General features: G+C 41.8%; 18 protein-coding genes. 14 read left to right on the forward strand and 4 right to left on the reverse strand.

Features of this window, described 5'->3' with window-relative positions; all coding sequences use genetic code 11:
• Positions 1–450: 450 nt before the first annotated feature.
• A complete protein-coding gene (locus tag HPE56_RS15650; protein WP_188244694.1) occupies positions 451–1,311 on the reverse strand; it encodes an outer membrane beta-barrel protein in 861 nt (286 codons plus the stop codon).
• A 494-nt stretch (positions 1,312–1,805) separates the two neighbouring features.
• On the opposite strand from HPE56_RS15650, the gene HPE56_RS15655 reads away from it, so the two are divergent.
• The 9 genes from HPE56_RS15655 to HPE56_RS15695 all read left to right on the forward strand — a co-directional run bounded on the left by HPE56_RS15655 (position 1,806) and on the right by HPE56_RS15695 (position 13,010).
• Positions 1,806–2,246 (forward strand): serine hydrolase, encoded by a 441-nt coding sequence (locus tag HPE56_RS15655; RefSeq protein WP_188244695.1) that lies wholly within the window; start codon positions 1,806–1,808, stop codon positions 2,244–2,246.
• A gap of 45 nt (positions 2,247–2,291) precedes the next feature.
• A complete protein-coding gene (locus tag HPE56_RS15660) occupies positions 2,292–2,801 on the forward strand; it encodes a MepB family protein (RefSeq protein ID WP_188244696.1) in 510 nt (169 codons plus the stop codon).
• A 529-nt stretch (positions 2,802–3,330) separates the two neighbouring features.
• Positions 3,331–5,892 carry a beta-mannosidase gene (locus HPE56_RS15665; RefSeq protein WP_223170343.1) on the forward strand — a complete coding sequence of 854 codons (2,562 nt, stop codon included), beginning with the start codon at positions 3,331–3,333 and terminating at the stop codon, positions 5,890–5,892.
• A 54-nt stretch (positions 5,893–5,946) separates the two neighbouring features.
• On the forward strand, positions 5,947–7,752 hold the full coding sequence (locus HPE56_RS15670; protein ID WP_188244698.1) for a glycoside hydrolase family 2 protein: 1,806 nt from the start codon (positions 5,947–5,949) through the stop codon (positions 7,750–7,752).
• Positions 7,753–7,943: 191 nt separating this feature from the next.
• Positions 7,944–11,090: a VPS10 domain-containing protein gene (locus HPE56_RS15675; RefSeq protein ID WP_188244699.1), complete on the forward strand. Its 3,147-nt coding sequence runs from the start codon at positions 7,944–7,946 to the stop codon at positions 11,088–11,090.
• Positions 11,091–11,102: 12 nt separating this feature from the next.
• The gene (locus HPE56_RS15680) at positions 11,103–11,525 is read left to right on the forward strand and encodes a PH domain-containing protein (protein ID WP_188244700.1); all 423 of its coding nucleotides are present in this window, start codon (positions 11,103–11,105) and stop codon (positions 11,523–11,525) included.
• A gap of 3 nt (positions 11,526–11,528) precedes the next feature.
• Entirely contained in the window at positions 11,529–12,104 is a 576-nt protein-coding gene (locus HPE56_RS15685) for a pentapeptide repeat-containing protein (protein WP_188244701.1), read from the forward strand.
• Positions 12,105–12,163: 59 nt separating this feature from the next.
• On the forward strand, positions 12,164–12,658 hold the full coding sequence (locus HPE56_RS15690) for a DUF6265 family protein (protein WP_188244702.1): 495 nt from the start codon (positions 12,164–12,166) through the stop codon (positions 12,656–12,658).
• A gap of 1 nt (position 12,659) precedes the next feature.
• Positions 12,660–13,010 carry a hypothetical protein gene (locus HPE56_RS15695; protein ID WP_188244703.1) on the forward strand — a complete coding sequence of 117 codons (351 nt, stop codon included), beginning with the start codon at positions 12,660–12,662 and terminating at the stop codon, positions 13,008–13,010.
• A gap of 1 nt (position 13,011) precedes the next feature.
• Here the strand turns inward: HPE56_RS15695 and HPE56_RS15700 are convergent, their stop codons facing one another.
• Positions 13,012–13,476, reverse strand: a complete 465-nt coding sequence (locus HPE56_RS15700; protein ID WP_109651912.1) for a CBS domain-containing protein — start codon at positions 13,474–13,476, stop codon at positions 13,012–13,014.
• A gap of 117 nt (positions 13,477–13,593) precedes the next feature.
• Between HPE56_RS15700 and HPE56_RS15705 the strand changes: the two genes are divergently transcribed.
• The 4 genes from HPE56_RS15705 (at position 13,594) to HPE56_RS15720 (ending at position 18,008) form a co-directional block, all read left to right on the forward strand.
• Complete coding sequence (locus tag HPE56_RS15705) at positions 13,594–15,879, forward strand: M20/M25/M40 family metallo-hydrolase (RefSeq protein WP_188244704.1); 2,286 nt, start codon at positions 13,594–13,596, stop codon at positions 15,877–15,879.
• A complete protein-coding gene (locus tag HPE56_RS15710) occupies positions 15,872–16,681 on the forward strand; it encodes an NAD-dependent epimerase/dehydratase family protein (protein ID WP_188244705.1) in 810 nt (269 codons plus the stop codon). Before HPE56_RS15705 ends, HPE56_RS15710 begins: the two co-directional genes overlap by 8 nt.
• A gap of 121 nt (positions 16,682–16,802) precedes the next feature.
• A complete protein-coding gene (locus HPE56_RS15715) occupies positions 16,803–17,177 on the forward strand; it encodes a hypothetical protein (RefSeq protein ID WP_188244706.1) in 375 nt (124 codons plus the stop codon).
• A 132-nt stretch (positions 17,178–17,309) separates the two neighbouring features.
• Positions 17,310–18,008 (forward strand): tetratricopeptide repeat protein, encoded by a 699-nt coding sequence (locus tag HPE56_RS15720; RefSeq protein WP_188244707.1) that lies wholly within the window; start codon positions 17,310–17,312, stop codon positions 18,006–18,008.
• Positions 18,009–18,099: 91 nt separating this feature from the next.
• Here HPE56_RS15720 and HPE56_RS15725 read toward each other — a convergent pair whose 3' ends face one another.
• The gene (locus HPE56_RS15725; protein WP_188244708.1) at positions 18,100–18,597 is read right to left on the reverse strand and encodes a hypothetical protein; all 498 of its coding nucleotides are present in this window, start codon (positions 18,595–18,597) and stop codon (positions 18,100–18,102) included.
• A 63-nt stretch (positions 18,598–18,660) separates the two neighbouring features.
• Between HPE56_RS15725 and HPE56_RS15730 the strand changes: the two genes are divergently transcribed.
• A complete protein-coding gene (locus HPE56_RS15730; protein WP_188244709.1) occupies positions 18,661–19,602 on the forward strand; it encodes an NAD-dependent epimerase/dehydratase family protein in 942 nt (313 codons plus the stop codon).
• A gap of 47 nt (positions 19,603–19,649) precedes the next feature.
• Here the strand turns inward: HPE56_RS15730 and rimK are convergent, their stop codons facing one another.
• Positions 19,650–21,026, reverse strand: a complete 1,377-nt coding sequence (gene rimK / locus HPE56_RS15735) for a 30S ribosomal protein S6--L-glutamate ligase (protein ID WP_188244710.1) — start codon at positions 21,024–21,026, stop codon at positions 19,650–19,652.
• Between the last annotated feature and the right edge of the window lie 107 nt (positions 21,027–21,133).

The raw sequence follows: 21,133 nt of genomic DNA on the forward strand, positions 1-21,133 counted from the left end.
TAGCAACAAAAAGAAGGGTCAATCCCAAAAGTTGGGTGTGAATTAGAAAAAGAAAACATAAACTATCCCGAAGTTCGTGTTCTGTTCTTTTTTGCATTGCCCAAAAAAGAAACAAAAAACGCTAGGCTGATTTTGAATTTCTTTAAATCCACGCACTTTCCGCGGCCACATCGTCCAGGCCGCTTTCACTAAGGTGAAATGCTCTATGGACGACTTCCCCCGCCCAATGCGGAAACCACTTGATTTAAAACGAAATCAAAAATAGGCCGTTCCTTCTTTAGCCCCCCCATTAAGGGGTGTGGAAAATATAGCATTCTTCCTTTCCAGATTGACGATTATCCTTGCATAAACACAACAATTGTTCTTGATCCAAAAAAAAGAGACCCTATCAAAACCAACGTTTCAATAGGGTCGTTTATTATAGACCAAGAAAGGAAATCCCTTGGGTTACTACTCTTTATTAGAACCCCCTAATTTATAAGTAACCCCTATATTAAGTCCAAATGACGAATAGGGAACTTTTTGTGATAGTACTTTTGAAGTATCTGTATTGGTGTTCGATAAATTGTCCTCATAAGTCGTTTTCTTATTGACGCCATCAGGTAAATTATCTAAGGAATAAAAACCGTCCACGGCAACAGTACCATCAGGTAAAACGATATCAGTATTGAATGCAGAAATTTCGGAATCTTTTCGTTTTAAACTGATGCCATAATACTCAGCTTCAACAAAAAGACTGAAATTAGTATTCAAATCATATTTGTAACCAAGTGCAGCAACAAGACCTAAAGGAAAATGTCCGTGATAATCTTCCGTATAATTTGTCTCGGAATAGGAACCCTCCGGGACACCAAAAGCTGTTGCCTCATCTGCTGAGAAAACTGATTTTTGATACACCACGGCTTCCGTTTTACCACCCATTTTCAATAAAGCCCCAAAACGACCGTAAATGTTATTCGTGAATTTATAAACTATGGATGCTGAAGCTCCGAAAGCACGGGCTCTGGCCACTGCATCTACTTCCGTACTGGGCAAATCAATAATTCGTACATCTTGATCTGCACCATTTAAATACCCAATACCCAAATCCACTCCGAACGAGTCATCAAAGAAATAAGTCCCCCGTATTTGAACGTTGGCCCCTTCCCCATAACTACCATAGGAGTTTTCCGTTTCCGAGGCATTCACCCGTTCCCCCAGTTTCATGCCTGCGCTTCCTATAGCATATCCAGAACTTGCTGAAAATTGCCATTGCCCATAAGATATGGTACTTACCAAAACAGCCGCGCATATTGTAATTAAACGTTTCATAATTCTCGATTTAGCGTGATAATTATATATTAAATAATATGAAAAATCGGTTTTCCGAAGCTGTAACACCAAAACAATCCGCCCTCATTCAAGAGGTATATTCTTTTGATTAGGAAAGTGTTACGTATGCAATCGATAACCAAATTCAAACTATAGTCAAAGATACTTCTTTAATAAACTTGGATGTAAGTGTAATTAAGTTTTAAGCAATGCTCAATACTTTTAAAACATTACCTGGATTATCGTTAAATTTTATAGCCATTAAACTAATTAATCTTAATAAATTTATTAAAATGATTCGATTAGTCCTATTAACCACCAACCATGGTAGTATTAAAAAATAGGGCACAAGAACCAAACTACTTCATAAAAAACATGGTATGGATTACAGTATTGCCCCTTCCGGATTTCCATTCGGTTGGTATTTCCTAATTTAGGGACTTAAATCACCCCCCGACACAAACCCGTTACCTGTCCGTTAAGTCCATCACTTTATGAAAAAAATTATTATCCTATTGACTTTCAATGTTTTGTTACACCAAAGCTATGGCCAGACAAACGATTCAATTACAAAAGAACTAACCCAAGCATTGGAACAGATTTATGCACAAGGGCATATTATTGGTTTCTCCGTTGCTGTTGTCAATCAAGATGGAATAGTATTCGAGAAAGGACTGGGGTATGCTGATAAAAGGAAAAACATAGGATATTCGGAGAATACGATTCAGAATATCGCCTCTATTTCCAAAACCTTTATAGGTGTTGCCCTATTAAAAGCAAAAGAAATGGTCAAAATCCTCATTATAAACACGGACCTTGAAAAAGATGGCATCGAGGAATTTATTGACCTATGGAAAACGCTTGAGGATTTTGAAAACAAATTACAAACCGAATGCAGCAATACATATGCAACCATAAATACGGTACTCTTTTGAAATGCCCTATGACAAAAGCCGTGCATCGTTTAGAAAACACAATAAATGGATAGGAATCTAACCCAAATCAATACGGAAATCTATACCCCATGTGGGTTTGACCTAACCGACTTTAAAACCGAATCGGAAGGTAAAGCATATGATGCCTGTCGATTTAAACTGAACGGACTCCATATAAGATGCAGAAACGCCAAGATCACACCTACAAAAACCGGGCAATTCGTTACTTTTTGGCAACGGACCGGCAACGGACCGATTGAACCTTTCAGCGCAACCGACCAAATTGATTTTTATATCGTGAACGTGCGGTCAGTACATGGGTTCGGGCAATTTGTTTTCCCGAAATCGGTGCTGATTGGGAAAGGAATAATCTCCACGGAAAAGAAAGAAGGAAAAAGAGCCTTCCGGGTGTATCCGAAGTGGGATATAGCGAAAAACAAACAAGCGGAACGTACCCAAAAATGGCAATTGGATTATTTTTATTCCATCAATGAGGCAACCGACCTAACCAGGGTCTCCCAACTGTACGAAGTGCCTGTCCACAAAAAGCCATGACGATAAGCTATCGATCTCCGTGGCCGGGCCACAACAACCCCATGAATTTTGTACCATGCTGAATTGTATTAAAGAAAGGGCAAAAAGTATCGGGTATACCATTAAGGGTGCTGTGATTTTGAAAAAAACCGACCACAGGGCTGAAGGCCTATCGTCTATGGCGCGAATACAAAACCACATATGAACGTAATTTGTAAATTAGTGATACAAAATAGTCTTTTTCCACATATAGATGTTTTAGTACTTGGTTTAGTAGTTGGCAACCTTTAATTTTGATAATCACGTTAGTTTTTTTGACGGTATATAGCCCTTTTTATACCAAAATATTCGAACACACGGTATGTTCCAGGGTATGCCGAACCTAGCCTTTAAGACCATGAATAGACCCGTTACGAACAAACTACAGCCTTCAATAACCGGTTTGGATTTGAAATCACTTTGCAACCAAAATAGCAATAACATCCTGTACACCACCTAAACCAATAAAACCATGTTTAAGAGCAAAAAATTACACCAAAACTTTCTTTATATGTTGGTACTCCTTTTTATGTCCGGTTGCGGCAATTCCCCTTCCACTGCTGAAATCGCTCTGTCTGACCAATGGACCTTCAAAAAAACACAAGACACCCTTTGGAACAAAGCTACCGTGCCAGGTACGGTTCATACCGATCTAATGGAAATAGGGGAAATTCCAGACCCTTACTTCCGATTGAACGAGCACGACCTACAATGGATCGATAAGGAAGATTGGGAATACAAAACCACGTTCACCCTGACCAAGGAGGCTCTTGGAAAACAACATTTAGAACTCGATTTTCTAGGACTCGACACCTACAGCCAAATATATCTGAACGATTCGCTGATCCTTCAAACCGATAATATGTTCCGAAATTATAGGGCAGAAGTAAAACCCATACTAAAGGAGGGTGGGAATACGCTGCGAATCGTATTCGAATCGCCTATTAAAAAAGGATTGGAAAAATACGATGCCTTAGGATATAAAATCCCGGTATCGGACAATGACCTGGCGGCCATCGGCAAGGTCGAAGGCGATAAACAAGTGAGTATCTTTACCCGTAAGGCCGGTTACCATTTTGGTTGGGATTGGGGCCCCCGATTGGTCTCTTCCGGCATTTGGAGACCCATAAAACTACGCAGTTGGGACCATCACAGAATCGATGACGTTTATATTAAGCAAGATACCTTGGCCCAAAGTGCCAGCCTTACCGCCCAAATTGAATTGAGTGCCAGCGAAATCAATGAAAAATCGGAAATTGAGATTGTGGTAAATGATTCCATAGTCAAAAAACAAGAGGTCGCCCTAGCGGTGGGAAAAAATAAGTTCAATATCCCTTTCAAGATAGAGAATCCAGAACTATGGTGGCCCAATGGAATGGGGGAACAAGTATTGTACAACATCGAGGTCAAAGTCATATCAGACTCCTATATCGACCGAAAATCCCATAAAATAGGCCTTAGAACAGTAGAACTGGTAAGGGAACCCGATGCCTATGGAACATCATTCTATTTTAAGGTAAATGGGCATCCCGTATTTATGAAGGGGGCCAATTACATTCCGCAAGATGCCTTTCTACCACGTGCGAAAAAATCCAACTACGAACATATACTAACCTCTGCCAAAAAGGCCAATATGAATATGCTCCGCGTTTGGGGCGGAGGTATTTATGAGAACGATGAATTTTATCAAATGTGCGATGAAATGGGACTACTTGTTTGGCAGGATTTTATGTTTGCCTGTGCCATGTTCCCCGGTGATCAAGGATTTCTTGACAATGTAAGGCAAGAGGCCATAGACAATGTAAAAAGACTGCGTAACCATACTTCAATCGCCCTTTGGTGCGGAAATAATGAGATTCTCTCCGCCTGGGAAAACTGGGGCTGGAAAAATCAGGTTGCCGAAGAACAATCCCAACAGATTGCCGATACGGTTTGGAAGGCCTATGATGACATCTTTCATAAAATACTTCCGGAAGTCGTTCAAAATTTCGATGGTAACCGGGCTTACTGGCCATCATCCCCGGAAAGTGATTTTGGGGAGCCGGAATCCATGGAAAAAGGGGACGCCCATTATTGGATGGTCTGGTGGGGTAAAGAACCGTTCGAAAAATATACGACAGAAATACCCCGATTTATGTCGGAGTACGGCTTTCAGTCCTTTCCAGAAATGTCAAGCGTTGAAAAATATACGGTTCCCGAGGATTATGACATCTATTCCGAGGTCATGAAATCGCACCAAAGGTCGAGTATCGGCAATGAGACCATTGAGGAATATATGTTACGCCATTACAAAAGACCAAAGGATTTTGAGAGTTTCCTATATGTTAGCCATCTATTACAGGCCCATGGCATCAAAGTGGGTATTGAGGCCCACAGAAGAAACAGGGACCGCTGTATGGGCAGCTTGTACTGGCAGATCAACGACTGTTGGCCAGTAGCCTCTTGGTCGAGTATCGACTATTATGGTAAATGGAAGGCCCTTCATTATGAGGCCAAAAAATCCTTCGAAAATTTCTTGATCACTTTTGAGGAGAAGGCAGACAGCTTAAAGGTTTACGTTGTGTCGGATTCCCTAAAACCCGTTGATGCAAAATTGAAGCTTCGCCTACTCGATTTTGAAGGTAACGCTATTGACCAATGGGAAGAGCAGGTTGTTGTAGCACCGAACCAATCCAAGTCCTATTTTACAATACCAAAAAGGGATTTGATCAACAGGAATATTTCAAAAAACGTGCTCTTACAGGGTGAGATGATCGTTAATGAAAAGGTACATACCGAGAATTTACGCTATTTATCCCCTTATAAATCCCTTGATTTTCCCAATCCGGAACTTTCTTTCGAGATACAGGAAAATACCGATGGTTTTGAAGTAACTTTGAGCACCCTGAAATTGGCCAAGAATGTCTTTCTATCCTCAGGATCCGATGCCAATTTCTCGGATAACTATTTTGACATGCTTCCGAATACCCAAAAAACAGTAACCATAAAAAAAGGTGCAAACGAAAACCTCGCCTCATTTAAGGACAAACTTAAGGTGATCACTTTGGTAGATACTTTTACCCCGGATTTATAGTTAAAGCGATCAATCACGATACCGTTCCACTAAACCCTAAAAATGAATTAGAAAATGAAACCAATCAAAAGTTTACTCATCCTATTATTTATCTCTTCTTTTACGACGCTTTTTGCACAGGACAGGGCATTCTCCGATCTACTCCAAAATATCGATGCTAGGGAAAAAGTTTCATTGAACGGACTGTGGGATATTATTGTAGACCCCCTTGAGAATGGCTACTACAATCACAGGCTACAACCCATGGATAACGGGTATTTCAAAAATGCCAAAATGCAATCGCCCTCCGATCTTATTGAATATAATTTTGATACCAGTGATCAGATTATAGTCCCAGGGGATTGGAATACCCAAATGGAAAAATTGTACTATTATGAAGGTACCGTTTGGTATAAAAAGGACTTCAACTACTCTGCCAAAACAAATGAATTGGTCTATCTGTATTTTGAAGCCGTAAATTATGAGGCGATCGTTTACCTCAATGGGGAACGTATAGGAACCCACACGGGTGGGTATACCCCCTTTCAATTTGAGGTGACCGACAAGCTTAAGGAAGGGGATAATTTCGTAGTCGTCAAAGTCGACAATAAACGTAAACGTGAAAATGTACCCACCGTCAACCAAGATTGGTGGAACTACGGGGGCATTACCCGATCTGTTCATTTGATCTCAACACCTAAAACCCACATCGCCGATTATTCCATTCAATTGGCAAAAGGCAGTACCACCGACATTCAAGGCTGGGTAACCGTCGAAAATGGCTCGGATGGTGACAACGTGGAAATCAGCATTCCCGAACTCCGTAAAAATGTAAAATCCATCGTTAAAAATGGTAAAGCCAATTTTTCGATAAAAGCGAAACCCACCCTATGGGAACCCAAAAACCCTAAACTGTACGAAGTCACTATTAAAACAGCTTCCGACGAGATAACCGATACCATTGGGTTTAGAACCGTCTCTACCCAAGGGTCTAAAATTTTACTCAATGGAAAGGAAATCTTCCTAAAGGGTATAAGCATTCATGAAGAAGCCCCATTTAAGACCGGTCGGGTAACCTCGAAAGAAGAATGCAGAATATTGCTGCAATGGGCCAAGGAACTAGGCTGCAATTATATCCGTTTGGCACACTATCCCCATAGTGAGACCATGGTTCGGGAAGCTGAAAAAATGGGCTTTATGATCTGGTCGGAAATACCCGTGTATTGGACCATCCTATTCGACAACAAGGATACCTACGCCAATGCCAAAAACCAACTTACGGAAATGATCTCCCGTGACAAGAACAGGGCCGCCATTCTCATGTGGTCGGTGGCCAATGAAACCCCGGAAGGTGAAGCGCGACTCGATTTCTTGACCAATCTTACCAATGAGGCCCGAAAATTGGACAATACCCGATTGATAACCGCTGCTTTGGACACCCAAAGTGAGGGAGAAGGCGGCAAAATGATCGAAGACCCCTTGGGTAAAGCAGTCGATGTCATCGGGATAAACCATTATTGTGGCTGGTACGTTGACGAACCCCAAAAATGTTCTTCGGTAAAATGGGCAAGTGCCTATGACAAACCCATGATCATGAGCGAAGTCGGCGGCGGTGCCTTATATGGTCTTCATGGCTCTAAAAATGAACGATGGACTGAAGAATACCAGGCCGAAGTGTATAGGACCAATATTGAAATGATGCGGAATATTGAATTTTTGTCCGGATTATCCCCTTGGATCTTAATGGACTTCCGCTCTTCGAGACGTCCTCTAAAACGAATCCAGGAAGATTTCAATAGAAAAGGATTGATTTCTGAACAGGGTATGAAAAAACAGGCTTTTTATATTCTTCGTGATTACTATCTGAAGGAAAACAATTAAATTATTGATCGTAGTAAACCTTGGTCATTGCCATGAATTTTGTCAATGACCAAGGTTTTTTTATGCCTTTTCCTTAACATAATCAAGCAAAACCAATAGAAAACACATGGGTTACCCTGCATTTTTCTTATAGGTTTCTTACCTTTCAGATATAGCCTTCAACGCTATGCAAAAACCTAAATACCAACCCTATGAAATCCTTGCAGTATATTCTCCTTGCCTTGCTTGTCATACCCCTTTCATTACAATCACAAAAACGGAAAAAGAAATCAACGCCTCCAGCCATTACTGTACAGGATTCTATGTTCCATGGACTCCAATGGCGTAATATCGGTCCGTTTCGAGGCGGTAGAAGTGTGGCCTCAACCGGAGTTGTTAAGCAACCAATGACCTATTATATGGGAAGTACCGGCGGTGGGGTCTGGAAAACCATTGATGACGGTATTACCTGGAAGAACGTATCTGATGGATTCTTTAAAACGGGATCGGTTGGCGACATTGCGGTTTCGGAAAGCCATCCGAATATTGTTGTTGTAGGTATGGGCGAACATGCCGCCCGTGGGGTCATGACCTCTATGGGTGATGGCGTATACAAATCAACCGATGCCGGTAAAACCTGGAAGCATATGGGCTTGGACTATACGCGACATATCTCCGACGTCATCATCCACCCAACCAATCCGGATATTCTATTTGTTGCGGCACAAGGTGCCCAATACGGTCCCACTGCCGATCGGGGCATTTACCGTTCAATGGATAGTGGAACGACTTGGGACAAGGTTCTATTCGTAAATGACATAACGGGAGCCGCTTCCTTATCCATGGATATGACGAACCCGTTGATCCTATATGCGGCCATGTGGCAGCACGAACGCTTTCCTTGGACGATAACCTCTGGGGGGAAAGATTCAGGCCTTTACAAGTCAACAGATGGGGGAAGCACATGGGAAAAAATGAAGGAAGGGCTGCCCAAAGCATTCGGGAAAGCAGGAATTTCCGTTTCAAGGGCCAATCCTGAACGTGTATTTGCCGTTCTTGAGGCCGAAGATGACAAAGGGGGCGTTTACCGCTCTGATGATGCCGGCAAAAAATGGACACAGGTAAACAAGGACCGGATCAATATCGCCCGTTCTTGGTATTACATGGAAATTTTTGCCGATCCACAGGATGCAAACTTGGTATACGTGCTCAATGCTCCGGTAACGAAATCCATCGATGGCGGTAAAAGCTTCAAACCCTTACCTACGCCCCATGGCGATAACCATGACCTTTGGATCAACCCGACCGACAATTCCAAAATGATCAATTCCAACGACGGGGGTGCCAATATTTCGAACAATGGCGGTAAGGGTTGGAGTTCACAGCAGAACCAACCTACCTCCCAGTTCTATCGCGTCATTACCGATAATCTAGTGCCTTATACTATCTACGGCGGCCAACAAGACAATTCAGCCATTGCCATTGCCAGTCGAACCAACGATCAAGGTATCGATTGGAAGGATTGGTACGCTGTCGCCGGTTGTGAAAGTGCCTATTTGGCCTTTGACCCGGATAACCCCGAAGTAGTTTTTGGAGGATGCTATCAGGGAATTATCGAAAAATGGGTACGGGCCTCAGGGGAAGGAAAATCCATTAAGGAATATCCCGAATTAGCCCTTGGGAATGCCCCGAAAGATTTTAAGTTTCGATATAATTGGAATGCCCCCATCATAAGTTCCCCCCATAATAGAAGCACCATTTACCATGCGGGGAATGTGGTTTTCAAATCTATGGATAACGGACATAGTTGGGATATTATCAGTCCAGACCTTACCCGGAACGACAAATCGCAACAAGGTCCAGGTTCAGGTCCGTACACCAACGAAGCGGCAGGCGGCGAAAACTACAATACCATCATGTATTTGGTTGAATCCCCACATGAAAAGGGGGTGCTTTGGGCCGGGAGTGATGACGGACTTATACATCTTACCAAAGATGGCGGTCAAAATTGGACCAATGTAACTCCCCCGAATTTAAGGGAAGGAATCGTGAACAGTATAGAGGTATCCCCACATGATCCGGCGACAGCCTATGTCGTCGTGATGCGCTACAAACAAATGGACCTAAAACCTTATGTTTTTAAGACCTCCGATTACGGTACCACTTGGTATAATATAACTAATGGTATAACCGGAGAACATACCTTTGTACGGGTAGTACGGGAAGATAAGCGCAAGAAAGGATTGCTCTATGCAGGCACGGAAACCGGCTTGTTCATTTCATGGGATGACGGACAAAATTGGCAACCTTTCCAGTTGAATCTACCTATCGTCCCAATCAACGATTTGGTCATTCAGGATAATGATTTGATCGCTGCCACAGCGGGTCGTTCTTTTTGGATTCTCGATGACCTTGCTGCTATTCAAAACATGGATGCACCAAAAAAACCAATCAGTATTTACAAGCCCAAGGATACCTATCTGCTTTTTGGTGGACATACCGACAAACCCGTTCCGGGATTAGGTCAGAATCCAAAATCGGGCGTGACTTTCGATTATTATTTAGACAAGGATGCCGACAGTTTAAACCTTAAATTGGAAGTATTGCATAAAGGAAAAACCATTAGAACCTATACGAACAAAAAACCGAAAGATTTCAAATCCTGGCCCGGCGGCCCGTCCAAACCCGAAACACTTCCCTCCAAAAAAGGATACAATCGATTTACATGGGATTTCAGAAAGGAAACCCTCCCCGCCGTAGACAAGGTTTTTGTCTATGGGAGTTATGCTGGATCACGGGTGGGTCCCGGTACATACCAGTTGAAATTGACCGTCGACGGATTTACATCCGAGACCGAAGTTACGGTATTGAAAAATCCAAAGGTAGAAGCTTCCCAAGCCAACTATGAAGAACAACAAACTGTTTTGGGGCAAATTGAAGGTAGTATAAAAAGCATTCACGAATCGGTTACCGCGATGCAGTCGGCAAAAGCACAATTGAAAAGTTATGCGAAATTGCTAAGCGACAATGATCGAACCAAGGAGTTATTGGATAAGGGCGAAACACTCATTAAGCGTATTGACACCTGGGAACGGAAACTCATCCAACCCAAGCAAAAAACCTTTCAGGATGTGATCAATTACAACAATCGACTGAATGCGGAATTTATGGAGTTAAAAGGTTACGTTGATGTTGCCGAACCTAAAGTGACCAAGGGAGCCAAAGAGCGCCTTAAAGACCTTATGGCCGAATGGGAAACCTATGAAACCGAAAGGAATGCCATAATAAACGATGAAATGGAGGCGTATAACAAATTATATGATGACCTGGGATTACCAGCGATAATCCTGAAAGAATAAAACAGACCACCAATGAAAATCTACAAATCAAAAATAGGGGTTGGCCTAGTGCTATTTATCGCTTTAGTTTTTGGTATAAGCTCCTATACCCTGGTTATCGAAAAAAGTTGGGGTGGACTATTATTCATAGCCCTTACCGCAGCCTTTATTGCCTACCTTTTCCATCAGACCTATTACACCATCGACGGGAACATTCTGAAGGTAAGATCGGGGTTTCTTTTGAACCAATCCTACGAAATAAGCAGGATAACAAAAATCAGGGAAACCCATAATCCCATTAGTGCCCCTGCCGCTTCCTTAGATCGTTTGGAAATCTCCTTGGACAATGGCACCTATGTTATTATATCCCCAAAAGAGAAATATGGATTTATTGATGGACTGGTACAACGGAATCCCAAAATAAATGTGCAACTTAAGGCCAAAAACAAAGGATAATCAATGAACAAACCTTTCATCGCAGACCAAACCTTCAAAGGAAAGGATTATAGGACAGACCGACTTTCAAAAGGGGAATATGAAAACTGTATATTCGAGAATTGCGATTTTTCCGAGGGATATCTCGACAATCAACATTTTATGGAATGCCAATTCCTGGATTGCAACCTCAGCAATACGAACCTAGGCCAGACGGTATTGAACGACGTACACTTTACCCGATGTAAAATGATGGGAGTGAAATTTGAAAATTGCAATGATTTTCTAATGTCCTTTGGCTTTTCAAACTGTGTGTTGAATTTCTCATCCTTCTATAAAATGGCATTGGGTGCCATTCAATTTGACGATTGCAAACTGATCGAAGTCGATTTTACGGAAACCGACCTATCTGGGGCCTCACTGGATGAATGCGATTTGGAAAAGGCTATATTTTACGATACCGTATTGGAGAAAACGGATTTGACCACCGCCTATAACTTCAGCATTGACCCCGAAAGAAATCAAATCAAAAAAGCAAAATTCTCAAAGGCCAATATCGTCGGTTTATTGACAAAATACAACATCGTTATTGAAAATTAAACTCCTATTCGTTTGTAATCGGATAATTTGTATCTTGTTGGCAACAAGAATGTTATTCCATGAAACCGATTTTTATTCTTGCTTTTTGCATTTCAATGGGCTCCTTTTCCCAGCACACCGTTTCCTTTACCGAAACTAGTGGCGCTCCCAAAGCCACATTAGACGACGTCGCATGGATTGCTGGCCATTGGAAAGGTGAGGCCTTTGGTGGTGTCGCCGAAGAAATATGGAGTCCGCCCTTGGGTGATTCCATGATGTTTGTCTTTAAACTGGTGACCGACGGTAAAGTACATTTTTATGAAGTGGGCCATATTCAACAACGCGATGAAACCTTGATATTGCAATTGAAACATTTTCATGGTTCACTGAAAGGTTGGGAAGAAAAAGACGAAACCGTCGATTTCAAATTAGTGAAAATGGAAGACCATACCATCTACTTCGATGATTTTACCATAGAGCGGATCAGTGAAAACGAAATAAACATGTATGTGGTGGTCGATGATGGCCAAGGTGCTTCCGAAGAAGTTAAATTCAATTACAAAAGGGAAAAATAAGATGCAAAGAAAATGTTTGGAATGTGGCGCCGAAATCAGGGGACGTGTCGACAAAAAATTCTGTTCGGACCATTGCAGGAACGCCTACAACAACAAGGTCAACAAAGATAGTAAGAACCTTATCCGAAATATCAACAACCGACTGCGAAAGAACTATCGCATTTTGGATAGCTTCCCCCTAAAGGATGGGAAAACAAAGACCACGCGAACCCGATTGATGGATAAAGGCTTCGATTTTGAATTCATTACCAACCTTTATACCACCAAAAAAGGCACTACCTACTATTTCCTCTATGATTTAGGATACTTACCCTTGGAGAATGATTATTATATGATCGTAAAACGGGAATAGATCACTTCCAATTATGTCCGCTAAGTTTTAAGGCGGCTATAACAATGTCCTTACGGCTTATTTGACCCACGACCAACCCATCTTTCATCACAGGTAATCTTCTGCGGTTATGCTTGTCAAAAATACATGCTGCATCAAAAATCGAGGTGTCATGGGGAATGGTCTCCACCTCTTTAGACATATACTTTTCCACACTCTTATCGAGAATAGGCTGATTAAAATAACGGCTTTCGGAAATTTGCTTCATACAATCCGCTTCCGAGATGATCCCAACCAAAAAACCATTATCATCCAATACAGGACCCCCTGAGATATGATACTTGGCAAATTGCTCCATAACCTCCAAAATGGACTGATCCGGAGCGAAGGTCACCAACTTGGTAGTCATATAATCAGAGACCAAAATAGGTGCGTCAAACTCTTTCTTAGATGCTTTTCTGATTCCTTGAAAACTTTTGATAGCCATATTTTTATCTTTTAGGTTGATTACTAAAGATAGAAAAAATAATCCAATACCATAAAATGGACGGTATAATACCAGATCATTCGATAATTTTATACTTTTAGGGTACAAGTATCCGCCATGAAACCATTTTCAAAAATTACCTCGCTCTTACTCATTCTTCTTGCAGTTTACTGGAGTTTTAAAGCGGCAATGCCTTCCTATACGGAGGACATCAATACCACAAAAAATGCTTTTTCAACGGACAGGGCCCTGACCCATGTGAAAAACATTTCCAAAAAGCCACATGGTGTTGGATTCCCGGCGCATACCGAAGTTCGAAATTACATCGTATCCGAATTACAATCCCTGGGCTTGGAAACCTCCCTCCAAGAAGGTTATACCGCCGGCGATTGGGGCAACTTGAGCAAAGCGACCAATATTCTTGCCCGGATAAAAGGATCGGAAGATGGTAAGGCCCTATTGTTGCTTTCCCATTACGACAGTAGTCCGCATTCCTCATTGGGGGCAAGTGATGCCGGCAGTGGGGTTGCCACGATCCTAGAAGGCGTGCGCGCTTTTCTAGCGGAAGGGAAACAACCTAAAAACGACATCATCATCCTGATTACCGATGCTGAGGAATTGGGACTTAACGGTGCGGATTTGTTCGTCAACAAACACCCTTGGGCAAAAGACCTAGGCCTGGTCTTGAATTTTGAGGCCCGGGGAAGTGGTGGGCCGAGTTATATGTTGGTGGAAACAAATCGAGGCAATGGCAAACTTATCCAGGAATTTATTGCAGCAAATCCCAAGTATCCCGTAGCGAATTCCTTGGTGTACAGTATTTATAAAATGCTTCCCAACGACACCGATCTGACCGTTTTTAGGGAAGATGGGGATATAGAAGGTTTTAATTTTGCCTTTATCGATGACCATTTCGACTACCATACCGTACGTGATAATTATAATCGTTTGGACCGGAATACGTTGGCCCACCAAGGCAGTTATTTAATGCCCTTGTTATCCTATTTTGCCAACTCCGATCTGGAGCACCTGAAAAGCCTAAATGATTTTGTCTACTTTAACGTACCCTTCTTTAAGCTAGTCTCCTATCCTTTCGAATGGATATGGCCCATGTTCGCTTTGGCCGTCCTCTTTTTCGGGATTCTTTTGATCATCGGTTTTCGAAAAAAAACAATCCAAATAAACCAACTACTAAAAGGGTTCTTACCCATGTTACTTGCTTTGGTTATAAATGGGGTTGTCGGTTTTTATGGCTGGAGTTTCCTCAAATGGCTGTACCCTGGATATACCGATATATTGCACGGCTTCACCTATAACGGCCATACCTATATTGCCTCCTTTGTTCTATTTGCCATAGCCACCTGTTTTTGGTCATACCATAAATTCAAATCGATTGAAACGCCAAATCTCTTGGTAGCTCCGATATTCCTTTGGACACTGATATGTGGCTTGGTTGCGGCCTATTTACCAGGAGCCAGCTTTTTCATTATTCCCTTATATGCGCTTATGGTTTCATTTATGGTGGTCATCAACCAAAAAAAACCAAGTGCTTATTTGATATTGATCCTGGCATTGCCTGCCCTTTGGATCTATCCCCCTTTCATTAAAATGTTCCCTATTGGTTTGGGGTTGAAAATGATGGTAGCCACTACCCTATTGACTTCTTTGACTTTTTATTTACTTCTTCCCCTTTTTGGATTTTATAAGGGTAAGAACCGATTGGCCCTAATTGGATTTTTACTTTTTATCGGATTTATGGTTTCTGCCCATTTCAATTCGGATTTTACCAAGGAAAATGCAAAACCGACCAGTTTGCTATATGTTCTGGATGCCGATAACAACACAGCACAATGGGCGACCTATGAAAACGTGGTTTCCGCTTGGACGTCACAATATATAGGTAAAACCAAGGAGGTTCCCGGCAAACTACAGGAAAAGACCATAAGTAGTAAGTACTCTACCGGTTTCACCCATATGGTCGATGCCCCCTTAAAGGAAATCACCCCACCTAAAATCGATATCACCCTTGATACAATTATTGGAAACGACCGAATGATAACGATTTGTATAACCCCCCAACGCGATGTCAACCGTCTGGAAGTGTTCACCAATGCCGTTGAAATCAAAAAAGCCATTGTCAACTCCATTCCTTTGTCGGAATTTTATTTGGCCCAAAGGAAGCAAGGCCGATTAGTTACTCATTATATCAGCAATAACGATTATACCGAGCTTCAACTTACCCTGCCCAAAGAGGCTAAACCCGAACTCACTATTTATGAAGCCTCCAACGATTTGTTGACCAATGCACAATTCACCATTCCCGAAAGACCCGAAAACAATATACCCATGCCTTTTGTATTGAATGATGCCATACTGATAACCAAAACCATCCCTTTTGAATAAGAACATCGCGATTATGGGTTGTGGTTGGCTAGGGTTTTCCTTGGCCAAATCCCTTATACACCAGGGTTTTACAATCTTTGGCACCACGACCTCCGAGGACAAAATACCAATGCTTCAAACTGTTGGTATTACACCCTATAAAATTTCAATATCGGAGAAAGGACTTAACGGTCCCATAACAACGCTATTGGAAGATGCGGAAACCCTTATCATCAATATCCCGCCGAAACTACGTGGTTCCAATCCTGAGAATTACATCAAGAAAATGGAACACCTATGCGGGGCCTTAAAAAAGTCCAAGGTTAAGAAGGTCGTGTTTGTAAGCAGCACCTCGGTCTATGGTAATGATCAAGGCGTGGTCACCGATGACATCCTTCCCAAGCCAACCACCGCATCGGGAAAACAATTGTTGGCATCGGAAAAACTGTTTTTGGCCCTTCCTAATATAGAAACGACCATTATCCGATTTGGGGGATTGATCGGGAAGGACAGACATCCTATTACCATGCTATCGGGCAAAAAGGGGTTACGTAATGGGAACCATCCCGTAAATTTAATCCACTTGGAGGATTGCATAGGTATCATCGAGTCGATTTTAAAAAAGCAATGGTGGGGTGAAATTTTCAATGCAGCCTTCCCTTTACATCCTACTAAAAAAGATTATTATCAACGCATGGCCAATCAAAAAGGATTGATTTACCCGGAATATGACGAAAATTCAAGTTTGTCAGGTAAGATTGTCGACTCCAGTAGGTTAATACATGTTAAAAAGTATGTTTTCAAGACCTCAATTCTTCCTTAATTCACCACATAAATTTTGATTTTCACAACAAATATGCCCAGTTTGTGTTAATTAAACCACTGTTCTTAAAGGTCTTATCGATGAAATGCGTAATTTTAAGTATACAAAAAAATCGATTGACATGGAAAATTCAGCATTACGATTTAGAATTAAAAAGGAGATTGAAAAATTAATTTCCGAAAGTTGCGCAAATCCCCAATCAACCGAAAAATTTAAAACCTTACATGTTGCTATCTTAAAGAAGTATTACAATGCAACGGATGTATCTATTGATTATCACAGAAAAAGGGTAGCCATGGATATCGTAATGGACGACAAAAACTACGACCCGACCAAGGTCAATATGTACCTTCCTTTATTACACGCCAATCTTTTATTTAAAAACCTAAAGGATTTTTTAAAGTCGTGCATTGAACTGGATACCAAAAATTTGGGATTTTATGCCGGACTCATACGTAGGTTCGCCAAAAAAGAAGTGAAATTAACCATTGCATGATATTTTTAGGATACAAAAAAAATCAGCGCCGTCTTGGCGCTTTTTTTATGTTTATTTAATACTTTCGTTAACAGCATAATAAATATAATTTTAATAGCTTAGCGCACGAAAAATCAAGAAAACAAGAGATATATGAAAAAGGTTGTCTTCGTGGTCCTATTTGCCTCCAGCTTTATGGTAAATGCACAATCAAACGCCGAATTATTAAAACATTACGAAGCCTTTTATAAGGAAATGAGAATGCAGGCCGATGTGAACGGTATGACCAATGCCTTAACACATTTGAATATACTTGCCCCTTCCAAAGCACGAAAAGACACGCTTGCCTACATCTATGCGAACAACAATCAGCATATGCAGGCATTGAACACCATAGGAATAGAAAAAAACGAATCGGATTCGGATTTGGCCGTACAGGTGAAGGCTATTTCATTGAAAGCGATCAACCAGCCCAAAAGGGCCTTGGAACAATTAGAGATCCTGAACAAACGTACCCCTAATGTCTATTTGGCCTATGAATTGGCCGATTTAAAAATACAGACCGGAGATAATCTTGGGGCCATTACCAATATTGATTATGGGATTGCCAATGCCAAGGACGATATGAAATATGCTTTTTATGAAAGACAGCAACCCTACGAAGCATCATTAAAGGCGGCATTTATGCATTTAAAGGCCCTTACCATCTACAATCAGGACAAAACCAAGATCGATGAGGCAATCGCCATGATCGATAAGGCTTTGACCATAGACCCTAACTTTAATCTAGCCAGTTTAAGCAAGCAGGCCTTGGAATCCAGAAAAGCAGAACCTGCCGAGGATAAAAAATAATCTTCAATCGGTTCGCCGAACATTAAGATACAGGAAGTCTCGTTTTTTTAACAAGATGCGGCAAGGTTTTCGTTAACGGGGCATACCATAGCTATTCCTGATCCAAAATCAGTTTGGCATCCAAGGTATGGTTCACAATGGCATTGAACTGCTCTCTCATGATATTATAGGATTCGATCATTTCATGTACTGAGGTCTCGGGATCCAAAAAATAAACCAAATCACCCTTGACCTTTAGCAAATAGGTCTTAAAAACCTTTTGTCGGCTTTTTATCTGTGGGGAATCAAATTCTTTGGGATAGGTTGAATCTTCCAGTAATTTTTGCTCATTGATAAGATCCTCTATCGTAAGGCTTAAATCTTCCTTATTCGCCGCGTTGTAAATAGCATCAAAACCAACATCCATGGCCATGTATTCGGGCCATTGCTTTAAGATAGCCTCAGCCTTGGGATCCACAGCAAGCTTTTTAGGCCATTTATCGGTAACAATTTCATATCGTGAGGCATCTTCCCCACCCGTTTCATCTTTCTTTTCCTTACAAGAAACGGATACCAAAAACACGACTAGGACAACTAAGAATTTATGCATAAAGCGAATGTACAAATTTTAATAAAAGCTATATTTACCAAGTATTCATTTAACGTCATTTTAATGCAGAAATCTATTTTAATCTTGGGTGCCTGTGGGCAAATCGGAACGGAACTTACGTATGCCTTACGTGAAAAACATGGCAATGAGGTTGTTATTGCGAGTGATATTCGCGAGGGAAAAGAAGAACTGATGAACTCAGGCCCCTTTGAGCTTTTAGACGCCACGGATTACAATGCTTTGGAAGAAGTGGTGGCCTATTACGAAATCAGTGAAGTGTACCTAATGGCAGCCATGTTAAGTGCCACCGCCGAAAAGTTTCCCATGCGTGCCTGGAACCTGAACATGAACTCACTCTTCAATGTGTTAAACCTCGCCAAGGAAAAAAAGATAGATAAGATTTTCTGGCCTTCGAGCATCGCTGTCTTTGGTCCCAATACCCCCGCGGACCTGACACCACAAAATACCATTATGGAACCATCGACGGTTTATGGCATTAGCAAACAATCCGGTGAGCGCTGGTGTAACTATTACCACCAAAAATTCGGGGTCGATGTCCGTAGCATACGTTATCCTGGACTTATCAGTTACAAGACCATGCCCGGTGGGGGAACCACGGATTATGCGGTAGAAATTTACCATAAGGCCTTATCGGAGGGCGCCTATACCTGTTTTTTGAAAAAGGATACCCGGTTACCCATGATGTTTATGGACGATGCCATACGGGCCACCCTTTTATTAATGCGAAGCAAACCGGAAAACATTAAGATACGATCCTCGTACAATCTGGCCGCCATAAGTTTTACCCCCGAGGAAATCGCAAATAGCATAAAGGTCTGGATACCTGATTTCAAAATAAGTTATAAGCCCGATTTTAGACAGGAAATTGCCGATTCTTGGCCTAGTAGTATTGATGACTCCCATGCCCAAACGGATTGGGGATGGCAATCGAAATTCGATTTGGAAAAAATGACCAAGGAGATGCTGTCGAATTTAAAGGCGTGAGCAACTCCTTAGAAAGGGACCCTTTTTAGAGGGTCCACAACCTTTTCTTAAGAACTGAACTTGAGCTTTCGCTCTATCGCCAAGATCATTTCATTGGCAATATCCTTTCCGGTGGCATTCTCAATACCTTCTAAACCTGGAGAGGAATTCACCTCCAATAATAGTGGTCCTTTGTTCGATCGGATAATATCGACCCCAGCTACGGCCAAATTCAATACCTTGGCGGCCTTTAGGGCCAATTTCTTCTCTTCTGCCGTAATCTTAATGATCGATGCCTTGCCCCCTTGGTGGATATTGGCCCTAAACTCCCCTTTCTCCGCCTGTCTTTGCATAGAGGCGACTACTTTGCCATTAACCACGAAACAACGGATATCCTGCCCATTGGCTTCCTTAATGAACTCCTGGACCAGAATGTTCGTATTCACGCTCTTAAACGCATTGATTACACTCTCCGCAGCTTTATTGGTCTCTGCCAAAACAACGCCCTTGCCTTGGGTACTCTCCAACAATTTTATAATGAGGGGCGCTCCATTGACCATTTTTATAAGATCTTTGGTATCCATGGGTGATTTTGCAAATCCCGTTATCGGTATATGGATATCGTTTTTTGAAAACAACTGGGAGGCAAAAAGTTTATCCCTGGACTGGGATATGGCCTCTGCCGTATTCTGACAATACACGCCCAAATTATCAAATTGACGAATCAATGCACAACCATAAAAAGTAACTGCGGGTTTGATTCTTGGGATAACCGCATCGAACTCATTGAGGATGTTCCCTCCACGATATCTGATTTCAGGTGAATGCGCATCCAACTTCATATAGGCCAATTCAACATTGAGAAACACGATTTCATGTCCTCTGGCCTCAGCGGCCTCGATAATACGTTTATTGCTATAAAGCTGTGGATTACTGGCCAAAAGGGCTATTTTCAATCCCGTCTTTTGTTTAAAGAACGGCTTGTATTTTAGTTCAATTTCATCAGTGGTGAAATGCTGTATTTTATAGCTTTCCGCAGGATTCACCATATACCTGTCCATTAAAGCCTCCCTACCCAAGAGCATACGGTACTCCATGGTATCCCTATTGGCAAGGGTCAATTCTATTTCAAATGTATCATCGCCCAAAGTTACGGGGGTCTTTACCACTAAGCGTTCCTCAGAGATTCCTGTGGAACTTTTGATCATTCGCCTGTCGACCAACCGGGCCTCACAATTTAGGGTTATACTCCTATTCTCCTGCAAAGGGTTCACTTCAAACTTCACCCATTCCTGAACCCCTTTGTTGATTACCTTGATATTGGTGGCCTGAATGGAAGAGGTCTTTGCCCCAGAATCTACCCTTGCCTTAATGGCAGGAATACCCAACGGATCGAAAAAACACCATTCCTCACTGCCAATGATACGCAACTTATTAAGCGTCATACTTTTATATTTTTTTATATATTCTTACGTAAATTATGGCCCGTACGGCCTAGTGTTCAGTGTATCCAAATCATAAGAAACACACCATGACCGCCTTTATAACCCAT

Source organism: Maribacter aquimaris, assembly GCF_014596745.1.
Taxonomy (GTDB): domain Bacteria; phylum Bacteroidota; class Bacteroidia; order Flavobacteriales; family Flavobacteriaceae; genus Maribacter_A; species Maribacter_A aquimaris.